Raw genomic sequence first — 11200 nt, 5'->3', positions numbered from 1 at the left:
TGGCAAGGCCGGCATCGGCCGCGCGCGCCATGGCGCGTGCATGATCCGGCGTCTCCAGCACGAAGGCGTTGAGCGCGCGCGCCGCCTCGATCGCCGCAAGATGGGCGTCGGTCAGCTCGAGCGACGTAAACGACTTTTTCGCGAGGCCGTCACGGGCCTCGGCAAGCGTCAGCGATATCAGATCGGTCATTTATTGATCGGGCTGCAGAAGAAGGGAGACAGGGTCTTGTCACACGCCGGGTCGTCCTTGAGGGCACGTGCCTTGTCGGCCGCCTCGAGCTGGTCGAGCACGACGTCGATGGCCTTATTTGGATCGGCGTTCTTGCCTTGCCGTTCCATCGCGTCGAGATAGTTCATATAGGCCTGATAGGCCTTTTCATCGTCGCAGAGCAGACACATCGACGCCTCGCATCCAGACCTTATTCCACGACCTTCGGCACCAGGAAGAAATGGTTCTCGGTCGCCGGCGCGTTCTTCACGATGTCGTCGGCGATGGCGCCGTCATCGACCACGTCGGTGCGTTTCTTCATCGCCATCGGCGTCACCGAGGTCATGGGCTCGACGCCATCGACATTGACCTCCGACAGCTGCTCGACGAAGGCGAGCATCGCATTCAACTCGCCCTGCAGCGGCGGAACCTCGTCATCCCTGACGGCGATCCGCGCCAGATGCGCGATCCGGCGGACGGTGGCTTCATCGACAGACATTATATAGGGCCTCGGCTGGCGTTTAGTCTGGGGTATAGCAGAGGCCGGTTTTGCGCCGCAACTAGCTGCTCTACCACGCGGCCAAACCCTCATGGTGAGGAGCCGCGCTCCTGCGCGGCGTCTCGAACCATGAGGCCGGAGTCGGGCCTCATCCTTCGAGACGCGCGCCAAGAGGCGCGCTCCTCAGGATGAGGGAATAAAGCCCCGTTTTGAGCCGCAATTAGCCGCCGGCGAGCCGGCGCAACCGGTCTTGCGCGTCCGCCGCGAGTGCCAGCGTCAGCTCGGCGGCCGGCATGTCGCGGCCCAATCCGATCGCCTGGCCGGCCCAGAGATTGGTGAAATCCACCCGGCCCTGCTTTTCGGCGGCGTGCTTCAATGGTCCGAGCGCGGTTGCGGCATGCGGAAAGGCCGGCGCATCCTGGGAGATCGGCCCGAGCTCGCGCATCGCGCGGTTGCCGACGCCGCGCGCCGGCCGGCCCGTCATGACGTTGGTGATCACGGTGGAATCATCGCCGGCCTGCGCCAGCGCCGCACGCGCTGGCGTCGAGACCTTCGACTCCGGGCAGCGCAGATAGGCGCTGCCGATCTGCACGCCCGATGCGCCCAGCGCGAAGGCAGCGGCGATGCCGCGTCCATCCGCAATGCCGCCCGCCGCGATCACCGGGACTTTCACTGCATCGACCACCTGTGGCACCAGCGCGAAAGTGCCGGGCTGTTCGGCCAGATTGTCGGTCAGGAACATGCCGCGATGGCCGCCGGCCTCGGCGCCCTGCGCGATGATGATGTCGGCGCCGTTGTTTTCGAGCCAGGCCGCTTCCCTGACGATCGTGGCCGACGATATCACGATCGCACCGGTCGCCTTGACACGCTTGAGCAGCGGCGCGTCCGGCAGGCCGAAATGAAAGCTGACCACTTCTGGCCTCAGCTCCTCGACCACCTCGCAGAACGCGGCATCGAACGGCGCACGGTTGGCGGCATTGATCGGCGCGTCCGGGTCGAGCCCGAGTTCGCGATAATAAGGCGCGAGGCGTTGCCGCCAGACCGCTTCCCACGCCGGATCGGCCTCGACGGCCTCGTGGCAGAAGAAGTTCAGGTTGATCGGCGCCCGGACGCGCTGGCGAAAAATGTTGACCTGCTCGCGCGCCTTGTCCGCCGAGATCATGGCGCAGGGGATGGAGGCGAGCCCGCCGCCTTCGGCCACGGCGATGGCGATCTCGGCATCGATCACGCCCGCCATCGGTGCCAGCAGAATGGGAGCTTCGATTTTGAACAGGTCGATAATTCGGCGATCCGGCCACATGGCTTTATCTCTGGTTGACGCATCAATGCGCTGCAGCGGCCTAGCGCCGGTCAGCGGCATCTGCATTCTCGCTGCGCTGGACGCCGAGACTAGGCCAGGCTAGCATTCTCTGGAAATGATTACTTGAGAACTCTGGCATCACAAAATTGAAACGGACCGAGCCCGTGGAGCTGAACGACCTCCTGACCTTTGCGACCGTGGCGCGCACCGGCGGCATCACCCGCGCTGCCGAAGCGCTCAACACGGTGCAGTCCAATGTCACGCAGCGCATCAAGGCGCTGGAGGCCGAAATCGGCACCGCGCTGTTCGAGCGGCACAGCCGCGGCATGACGCTGACCGGCGCCGGCCGGCGTCTGCTGCCGTACGCGCAGCGGATGGCGGCCTTATCGCGCGAAGCGCTGCTGGCCGCGCGCGACGACGGGCAGCCGAAGGGACCGCTCATGATCGGTTCGATGGAGACGACGGCTGCGGTGCGCCTGCCGGCGCTGCTTGCGGGTTTCCACCGCCGTTTCCCGGCCGTCGATCTTAGCCTCCGTACGGCGCCGACCGCGGACCTCGTCACCTCAGTGCTCGACGGCACGCTCGACGGCGCCTTCGTCGCCGGCCCGATCGAACATGCCGAACTCGATGCGCTGATTGCGTTCCGCGAAGAGCTGGTGCTGATCACGGCTCGCCGTTTCGACAGCCTGGGCGCTTTGCGTTCCGGCACGCCGGAATCCGGACCCACCGCGCTGGTGTTCCGCATCGGCTGCACCTATCGCCATCGCCTGGAGCAGCTCTTGACCGAATTCGGCTGGCCCTCGGCGGCGCGCTGCGAGCTCGGCACACTGGACGGCATGATCGGCTGCGTCGCAGCCGGCATGGGCGTCGCGCTGCTGCCGCGCGCGGTGGTCGAGCGCAGCGAGCTTGCGGACAGCGTCAGCGTCCACACGCTAAAGCCGTCGCAGGCGCGGGTCGAGACGCTGTTCATCCACCGCCGCGCCGCGCATCAGTATAGCGCGCTGGCTGGTTTTACCGCCTGCCTCGACGGAAAAGATGCGGATATCGCCGCCTGACGGCCTTTGTCGCGCCGCTGGCGCGCAGGCCCGGCCCTTTGCGTGTTCGCTCCGTCGCATGTTATGCGCGAAGCCATGCCCGCCCCCGTTCTCCCCCTGATCGATGCTGCTGCGCATTGGCCCCGGCGCGGCGCGCTGATCGGGCTCGATCTCGGCACCAAAACCATCGGCGTGGCCGCGTCCGATCCCGATCGCAGGCTGGCTGCCGGCGTCGAAACGATCAGGCGCAAGGCGTTCAAGGCTGATGCCGCCCGTCTGCTCGCGATCGCGGCCGAACGCAAGGCTGTTGGCTTCGTGCTCGGGCTGCCGATCAACATGGACGGCAGCGAGGGGCCGCGCGCGCAGTCGACCCGCGCTTTTGCGCGAAACCTCTCCGGCCTCACCGAGCTTGCCGTCGGCCTGTGGGACGAGCGGCTCTCCACCGCCGCGGCCGAGCGCGAGCTGATCGGCATGGACGTCAGCCGCGCCCGGCGCGCCGAGGTGATCGACGAGCATGCCGCAATGTTCATCCTGCAGGGCGCGCTCGACCGGCTTGCACGGCTGGGCGGGGCCGCGGCACCATGACCATCGTGATCGCAGCGCTGGCGCCGGTCTTCATCCTGATCGTGCTCGGCGCAATTTTGAAGCGCAGCCTGATGCGGCTCGAGACGCAATGGCACGGGCTGGAGCGGCTGACGTATTACGTGCTGTTTCCGATGCTGTTGATCCAGACGCTGTTGAAAGCGGACCTGTCCAAGGTGCCGGTTGCGGGCGTTGGCGGCGCGCTGTTCGTGTCGGCGCTCGTAATGTCCCTGCTCTGCCTGGCCTTGCGCCCGGCCTTGGCGCGGCTTGCCATCGACGGTCCCGCCTTCAGCTCGATTTTTCAGGGCGCCACGCGCTGGCAGACCTATGTCGCGCTCGCGGTGTCCGGCAATCTGTTTGGTGACACCGGGCTGGCGCTGGCGTCGGTCGCGATGGTTGCGATCATTCCGCTGGTCAACGTGTTCAGCGTCGCCGTGCTGGTCCACTACGCCTCGCCGGAAAAGAAATCGCTCGCGACCATCGTCATGACCATGGTCAAGAACCCGCTGATCTCTGCCTGCGCGATCGGGCTCGCCATCAACCTGCTGCATCTGCCTTTGCCAAAACTCTGGCATGAGGTGGCGGATGCCCTCGGCCGCTCATCCCTTGCGATCGGCCTTTTGGTGACCGGCGCCGGCCTGCATCTCGAAGGGCTTTTGCGTCCGAACATCGCCGCCGCGATCGGCGTATTTTTAAAGCTGATCCTGATGCCCGTGCTCGGCATCGCGCTGGCGCTCTGGTTCGGCCTGAACGGCCAAAATCTCGTCATCGTCACGGCCTGCTCGGCGATCCCCGCCTCTTCCAGCGCCTATGTGCTGGCGCGGCAGATGGGCGGCGATGCGCCGCTGCTGGCCCAGATCATCACACTGCAGACGATTCTGGCCGCGATCACCATGCCGGTCGCGATCGCGCTGGTGGCGTGACGGCCTTACGATTGGCCGGCGAGCCACATGGTCTGGAGCACGGCCGCAAAATTGTTCAGGCCATGAACGATGATCGTCACCCAGATCGAATGGAAGCGATGGCGCAGATATCCGAGCCAGACGCCGATCGAAAAAATCTCGCCGAAGAAGTACCATTCGTATTGCAGGTGCACCGCGGTCCAGGCCGCCGACGACAGCAGGATGGCGCCGACCGGTCTCAGCGCCGTCTCCGACCAGCCGCGATAGAGAAAGCCGCGCGCAAACAGTTCTTCGGCGATCGGCGCCGCGACGCAGAAGGCGACCACCAACAGCCACACCGTGCCGCTCGCCTCTGCCGACTTGAAGACATCGGTCATGAAGCCGGGCGCGATCTCCCGCCCCGTCGCGCGCGACACCAGGTCCCATCCGCCGGCGATGACGGCAAGTCCGACGGCGCCCAGCAGCGTCGGCTTCCACCGGGGACGGCGCAGGGCGAGATAGTCGCCGAACGGCGTCGAGGTCAGGCGGATGGCGAGCCACAGTGCGGCCAGCATGGCCGGCAGTCCCGCCATCACCGAGAGCGAAATCGTCAGGCCGCTGCCGACGAGGCGGGTCGCCGCGCCGGCATCGAACGGCCCCTCCTGCATCAGGATCAGGTAGGCGATGACCGCCAACTGGCCGATGAACATGGCCGCAAAGACGAAGAATCCCCACAGCAGCGTGCCCCAGAATCCCCAGAGCCTGCGCCGATGCGGCGCAGGCGTCATGGTGACCGGGGGATGTTCGGGGCTGAGCTGGTCCATGCGGTTGGCTTTCGATTAGCAACAACTCTGTTAACTCGTCACGGCCGGGCTTGTCCCGGCCATCCACGGCTTTGGGAGCCGTAGGAAAGGAAGACGTGGATGCCCGGCACAAGGCCGGGCATGACGAGGGTGGATGTCAAGGCAGTGCGCGTTCGAGCAGCGCGCGAGTATCGGCAATGCCGAACTCGACAGCGCCATACAGACTGCCGTGATCGGAGGCAAGGCGGCTCGCGGCGAACAGTTCCGCCGATCTTGGCGAAACCGCCTTAAGTGCGGCGCAGGCCGTGAGCAGCGCAAGCCGCTCCACCGCAAGGCGCGCCACGCGTTCGCTGTCGCTGCGGCGGAAGGATTTTGCGAGCAAGGCGACCGTCCCGGACACGCCCGGCAATCCCCTGGTCTCTGCGGCCAGGTTTTGCAGGATCGCCATGGCGGCCTCGGTCTCGCGCGCCAGCGCCCGCAGCACGTCGAGGCACATCACGTTGCCCGATCCCTCCCAGATCGCGTTGACCGGCGCCTCGCGATAATGCCGCGCCAAAATTCCCTCCTCGACATAGCCGTTGCCGCCGAGACACTCCATCGCCTCGTAGAGGAAGCCGGGCGCGCTCTTGCAGACCCAGTATTTTATCGCCGGCGTCAGCAGGCGCATATACGCCGCCTCCTGCTGATCCTCAGCCATGCGGTCGAAGGCGCGGCAGAGCCGCATCACCAGCGCGATCGCCGCCTCGACCTGCAGCGCCATGTCGGCGAGCACCGCCTGCATCAGCGGCTGGTCGGCGAGATGTCTTTGGAACACGCTGCGGTGCCGGGCGTGATGCAGCGCATGCGCGAGGCCGGATCGCATCAGGCCGGCGGAGGCGATCGCGCAATCCTGCCGCGTCAGCTGCACCATCTGGATGATGGTGCGGATGCCCTTGCCCTCCTCGCCGACACGCTCCGCGTAGGCGCCTGCAAACTCCACCTCGGACGACGCATTGGAGCGATTGCCGAGCTTGTCCTTCAGCCGCTGGAAGTTCAGCGCGTTGACCGATCCATCAGGCGCAAAGCGCGGCATGAAGAAGCAGGTGAGCCCCGCTTGCGCCTGCGCCAGCACCAGGAACGCGTCGCACATCGGTGCCGACATGAACCATTTATGGCCCGTGATGCGCCAGGCATCGCCGTCGCGCTCGGCCCGGCTCAAGTTGGCGCGCACGTCGGTGCCGCCCTGCTTCTCGGTCATGCCCATGCCGAGCGTCATGCCGCGCTTGGTCCACCACGGCGCAAAGCTCGGATCATAGCTGCGCGTAAAAATCACCGGCATGGTTTTCGCGAGTAGTGAAGGCTCGGCCGCGAGGGTGGCGACCGCGGCGCGCGTCATGGTGATAGGGCAGAGATGGCCGGTCTCGACCTGCGCCGCCATGTAGAATCTCGCTGCGCGTAAAACTTCCGCCGCGCCGCCGGCCGGCTGGCCATCGGCCGTCCAGGTGGAGTTGTGCACGCCTTCATGCGCAGAATGCGCCATCAGCTCGTGATAGGCCGGATGGTACTCGACCTCGTCGCGGCGGTTGCCGCGGGCATCGAAGGTTTTCAGCTTTGGCGTGTTCTCGTTGGCGAGCCGGCCGCGCGCCGCCATCGCGGCCGATCCGAAGTGGCGCCCGAAGACGCTGAGTTCAGTTTCGGCCGCCGCGCCGCCATTGGCGGCGACGGCGTCTTGCAGCGGCCGGTCGAGCGCGTAAAGGTCGACATCCTCGAACGGTGGCGACTGGTTGAAGACCTCGTGCGTTGCGAATGAAGACCTGGTCATCGAAGATCCCTGCAAAGAGCACTTTCGGCGCAACAACGGCGCTCGAGCCCCCGCTCCCCGCTTGCGGGGAGAGGGCTGGGATGAGGGGGAGTCTCCAAGACCTGCGCTCGTGGAGAGTCCCCCTCACCCGCATCGCATCTGACGATGCGATGCGGCCTCTCCCCGCACGCGGGAAGAGGTAATCGGACTCGCGGTTCCAGCGCATAACATTGAAATGCTACTTCGTCCGCGGTTGAATCGGAAAATCATAGGCGACGTGGCTACCGCCGGGCAGCGAAAAGTGCCACCACTCGCGAAAATAGTTCACAAAGCCCTGCCTTGCCATCACCGCGACCAGTTTTTGGCGCCAGCGCCGCTGCGCCGGCGTGATCGTGGTCGCAGCCGTGTGCCCTTTGACGTCGGTACAATCAAAACCCGTCCCCATGTCGATGCTGCCCTCCGGCGCACGCGCCTCCACGGGCGCGGTGCAATCGGCATAGGTTTTCTTTGCATCGAACGCGGCCGAATTATCGGCCTTGAGGTCGACGAGCGTAAGGTCGAGCGCGGCCCCCGTGGAATGGCCCGAATATCTTGCGATGTAGCCGAGGCGGAACAGATCCTGCTTGGCCAACGCCGGACTGAAGCGCCGGTCCGCCGCGGTCTCCTTGCCGTCATGGGCCCAGGCCCACATATCGGCCACCGCGCGCCGGCCGGTAGCAGTCGAACATTTTGAGCGACAGGTTCTCCTGCTCCAGCTGGCGCTGAATGCGCTTCAGCCGCTCGGCGACATCGCGCCTGACCACGCATTCGGCCGCCGCATAGCCCTTGAGCGCACGGCCGACAAAATTGTTGGAACCGGCGTAGCGGATGTCCTGCAGGATCGTGGCATCGACGTCGCGCAGATAGACGAAATCGGCAGGCAGCGGCTGCGCGCAGGCTTGCGCGACAAAACTGATCCACGCGAGCGCAAGTGCAATTGTTCGCATCGCCTCCCCATTACGTCATGGCCGGCCGGCCGGCTAACTTGCCCCGAGCGGTCGTTTGTCCGACGCGGCGTTGGCCATTGCCGTATATTGGTGCGTCAGGGGCATGGTGACCAGCAAGGTTGGAGAGCGATGGCGAGAGAATTGGAAGGCAGGATTGCCGCCGTGACCGGGGCCGCATCCGGGATCGGTCTGGCCAGTAGCGAGGCGATGCTGGCGGCGGGCGCGCGCGTGGTGATGATCGATCGCGACGAGACCGCATTGCAGGCGCTGTGCGAGAGGCATGGCGAGACAGCGACGGCGCTGGTGTCCGACCTGCTCGACCCCGGCGACTGCGCGAGGCTGCTGCCCAAAATCCTGGACAAGGCCGGCCAGCTCGACATCCTGCATGCCAATGCGGGGACGTATATCGGCGGCGACCTGGTCGATGCCGACAGCGCGGCGATCGACCGGATGCTGAACCTGAACGTCAATGTCGTGATGAAGAACGTGCACGATGTGCTGCCGCACATGATCGCGCGCCGGACCGGCGACATCATCATCACGAGTTCGCTCGCGGCCCACTTTCCGACGCCCTGGGAGCCGGTCTACGCCTCGTCCAAATGGGCGATCAACTGCTTCGTCCAGACGGTGCGACGCCAGGTGTTCAAGCACGGCATCCGCGTCGGTTCGATCTCGCCCGGCCCCGTCGTGACAGCGCTGCTGAAGGACTGGCCGGCCGAAAAGCTGAAGGAAGCAAGGGACCAGGGAAGTCTTCTGGAGCCGAGTGAAGTGGCTGAGGTCGTCATGTTCATGCTGACGCGGCCGCGCGGCATGACCATCCGCGACGTCGTCATGCTGCCGACCAATTTCGATCTGTAGGCTCCCGCATGCCCGCAGCGACATGCGGGAGAACAAGACCCGGATGTCGCTTCGCTCATCCAGCCTACACCTGCTCGTTGCCCGTTTCGAACGGCCAACACGGCGATCAGGAGACTTTTTTGCGCTGGCTTGCTTGAGTTCGGCCACGGCACGGGCGAGTTCGCCCCCCGTCTCACACATCTGTGAAACGCACTTTGCTCTGGCGCCGACGTTTAATGACATCAGCCTGCGAGCATCGGACGACAGCACTTGTCGCTGTGTACCGTTTGCCGACGCAGGCCGCCTTCTTCGTATCGATCGCGTAGGAGCGTGCCATGATGATTTGCAGTCCGAGACGTTTCGCCTTTGCCATGATGGTCGCAGGCCTCCCGGTGGGATATGCGTTCGCTGGCGGTGGCGGTGGTGCTGGTGCTGGCGGCAGTGGTGCTGGTGGTGCTGGTGCTGGTGCTGGTGGCGGTGCTGGCGCCGGGGTCGGTGCAGCCGGCATGGGCAGTGCTGCGGTGGGCGGCGGAGCGCCGGCGGGAGCGGTTGGCGGAGCCACCCCTGCGGGACCTGTGGGAGGTGGATTGCCAGGCTCCAGCCGTCCGGCGGGCAATGGAGCCGCTGGAACCGGCAATCCGGCCTTGAATGCCGGGGGCGGCCGATCGAGAGTCAAGGCTCCGGAAATCCCTACCACCACGATCACGACGGGAGGAGCCTTCGGTGGCCAGGGCGGTCAGACCACCGGTGCCGCGCCGGCCCGCGACCTTCCCGGCGGCGCCGCGCCAGCCGACGGCTCGAACCGGGAAAGCCCGACTGCCGTACAGCCCACGCCGCCGCGGCAGATGCAGGGCGCCGCGAACCCCCAGGCGCGAGCAGACGACGTGCCGCTGCGCCCGGTCCCGGCGCGGCCGTGCAGTGTTGCGGCTCGCGAGACAGACGGAACGACCACCTGTATTGGAATCCCCGACACGCCCCACCGCCGCCGATGATCCAGACCTCCGGCAGTAGCGGCAAAGCGACGGGCCTGCCGGTTTGTCCGCCGCCAGAAGCGCGAAGGGCGGAAGCAGGTGGGACGCGCGACGCGAAGGCGGAAGCTCGCGCCGGGCTATGCGCGCAAGCCGGCGCGGCTCGATGGGGCCGAACTGGCAGCAGGCCGCCCGCATGAGCGCAGCGACATGCGGGAGAATTGTACCCGGATGCCGCTTCGCTGATCCGGGCTACGCCAGCTTCATTTGAATGGGGCGTCGAATGAGCAAAGCGCTGGCCAAGGTCCGTCGCCAAAGCCGTTCACCAAGGCGATGATCGCGAGGGCTATGCCGATCGCGATGATGCCGCACTCGATCGCCGTGGCCACGACCACGAAAAAGCACGAGAGCCTCGCCTTCATAGGGCTGTGCCTCGTCGTCAAACTTGCGGGATGAGTTCCTGAGCCTAGCCCCGTAATTTGCCGGGCAAAATCTAAAGTTGCTTCAATCCCTGGGGTACAATTTTCCGGATAATTGCAGTCAGGAAATGTTAACGATAGGCCGATCCGGAGAGCAATCTCGCCGGGGCATACTGACAGAGCTCATTGGCGGCCCGATTTCATAGCGGTCGGGCGGATGAGCGACGGCGTGATCCGCCGCTCCCACTCGGCAGCAAGTAGCCCGCACGATCGCAGCGACACGCGGAAGAACGGTGACGCGGACGTCGCTTCGCTCATCCGCGCTACGCAACTGATTGGCCCGACAGCGTCGGGCAAATCAGTTCGATTTTGCCGATAGGGCCCTGCTCGCGCGATTCCAAGGCGCAAAAATCGAATGCGCTGAAAATCGGAATTCGTGAAACGTTTCAAGGCCGAACTGCTGGCTCCAGCACCGCCTCGCAAAACCTCTTGACAAATTCCGAAAATCAGAAAATACTTCGCCCGTCCCGCCTCGATTGCAGAGGGCGTTTTGGCCAATCATCACCGAACGTGAGGCGGGGATGCGATGGACGCGATCACGGCGCCAGACGAGCGCCGTGAACGCGGACGGCAAAAGGCGTGTGGTCCTGGCCTTCCGACGCTGAGGTCAAGTCGCTGGCGTGACGAACGCTGCTGACGAAGGGGCAAGAAAGCCCGGTTCCCGGTCCGGTTCCCGGGGAGAGCACGCTATAAGCCGTAACACCATCGCGCAGGGAATGCCGGACTTGGGCTCAACAGGTCGTCGCAACACTTCAGATGCGGAGGTTGCGGTGGGCATTCGAAAGAAGCGATCAACACGGGCGCGGCTGGGGTCGCTGGGACGACCGCCTGTTGCGGGGCGAG

Annotated in this window: 11 protein-coding genes and 2 pseudogenes; 5 read left to right on the top strand and 8 right to left on the bottom strand. The window is 65.5% G+C overall.

The annotated features are described in order from the left end of the window. The 4 genes and pseudogenes from JOZ76_RS23695 to JOZ76_RS23680 all read right to left on the bottom strand — a co-directional run. Nucleotides 1-190: pseudogene (locus JOZ76_RS23695) on the bottom strand (Asp-tRNA(Asn)/Glu-tRNA(Gln) amidotransferase subunit GatA); the annotation flags it as partial. After that, a complete protein-coding gene (locus JOZ76_RS23690; RefSeq protein ID WP_291702450.1) occupies nt 187-399 on the bottom strand; it encodes a hypothetical protein in 213 nt (70 codons plus the stop codon). The pseudogene JOZ76_RS23695 and the gene JOZ76_RS23690, both read right to left, overlap by 4 nt. A gap of 20 nt (nt 400-419) precedes the next feature. After that, complete coding sequence (gene gatC / locus JOZ76_RS23685) at nt 420-707, bottom strand: Asp-tRNA(Asn)/Glu-tRNA(Gln) amidotransferase subunit GatC (protein ID WP_291702449.1); 288 nt, start codon at nt 705-707, stop codon at nt 420-422. Between the two features lie 220 nt (nt 708-927). Beyond that, nucleotides 928-2007, bottom strand: coding sequence for an NAD(P)H-dependent flavin oxidoreductase (locus JOZ76_RS23680; protein WP_291702447.1), 1080 nt, complete (start codon nt 2005-2007; stop codon nt 928-930). Nucleotides 2008-2171: 164 nt separating this feature from the next. Between JOZ76_RS23680 and JOZ76_RS23675 the strand changes: the two genes are divergently transcribed. From JOZ76_RS23675 to JOZ76_RS23665, 3 genes are all read left to right on the top strand, one after another. After that, the gene (locus JOZ76_RS23675; RefSeq protein ID WP_291702445.1) at nt 2172-3062 is read left to right on the top strand and encodes a LysR family transcriptional regulator; all 891 of its coding nucleotides are present in this window, start codon (nt 2172-2174) and stop codon (nt 3060-3062) included. A gap of 75 nt (nt 3063-3137) precedes the next feature. Beyond that, on the top strand, nt 3138-3626 hold the full coding sequence (ruvX, locus tag JOZ76_RS23670; RefSeq protein WP_291702443.1) for a Holliday junction resolvase RuvX: 489 nt from the start codon (nt 3138-3140) through the stop codon (nt 3624-3626). Further along, nucleotides 3623-4546 (top strand): AEC family transporter, encoded by a 924-nt coding sequence (locus tag JOZ76_RS23665; RefSeq protein ID WP_291702441.1) that lies wholly within the window; start codon nt 3623-3625, stop codon nt 4544-4546. The genes ruvX and JOZ76_RS23665 overlap by 4 nt, the downstream gene beginning before the upstream one ends. A 5-nt stretch (nt 4547-4551) precedes the next feature. Here JOZ76_RS23665 and JOZ76_RS23660 read toward each other — a convergent pair whose 3' ends face one another. The 3 genes and pseudogenes from JOZ76_RS23660 to JOZ76_RS23650 form a co-directional block, all read right to left on the bottom strand. Further along, the gene (locus tag JOZ76_RS23660) at nt 4552-5328 is read right to left on the bottom strand and encodes a CPBP family intramembrane glutamic endopeptidase (RefSeq protein ID WP_291702440.1); all 777 of its coding nucleotides are present in this window, start codon (nt 5326-5328) and stop codon (nt 4552-4554) included. Between the two features lie 136 nt (nt 5329-5464). After that, the gene (locus JOZ76_RS23655; protein WP_291702438.1) at nt 5465-7108 is read right to left on the bottom strand and encodes an acyl-CoA dehydrogenase family protein; all 1644 of its coding nucleotides are present in this window, start codon (nt 7106-7108) and stop codon (nt 5465-5467) included. Between the two features lie 217 nt (nt 7109-7325). Next, nucleotides 7326-8073: pseudogene (locus JOZ76_RS23650) on the bottom strand (M15 family metallopeptidase). Between the two features lie 129 nt (nt 8074-8202). Here JOZ76_RS23650 and JOZ76_RS23645 point away from each other — a divergent pair. After that, on the top strand, nt 8203-8931 hold the full coding sequence (locus JOZ76_RS23645) for an SDR family oxidoreductase (protein ID WP_291702436.1): 729 nt from the start codon (nt 8203-8205) through the stop codon (nt 8929-8931). 172 nt (nt 8932-9103) lie between these two features. Here the strand turns inward: JOZ76_RS23645 and JOZ76_RS23640 are convergent, their stop codons facing one another. After that, nucleotides 9104-9283, bottom strand: a complete 180-nt coding sequence (locus JOZ76_RS23640) for a hypothetical protein (protein ID WP_291702434.1) — start codon at nt 9281-9283, stop codon at nt 9104-9106. A 26-nt stretch (nt 9284-9309) separates the two neighbouring features. Between JOZ76_RS23640 and JOZ76_RS23635 the strand changes: the two genes are divergently transcribed. Then, nucleotides 9310-9558: a hypothetical protein gene (locus JOZ76_RS23635; RefSeq protein ID WP_291702432.1), complete on the top strand. Its 249-nt coding sequence runs from the start codon at nt 9310-9312 to the stop codon at nt 9556-9558. Nucleotides 9559-11200: the final 1642 nt, after the last annotated feature.

Origin of the sequence: Bradyrhizobium sp., assembly GCF_019244115.1 — a bacterium.
In the GTDB taxonomy this organism is placed as follows: Bacteria; Pseudomonadota; Alphaproteobacteria; order Rhizobiales; family Xanthobacteraceae; genus Bradyrhizobium.
This window is presented reverse-complemented; position numbering and strand designations above follow the sequence as displayed.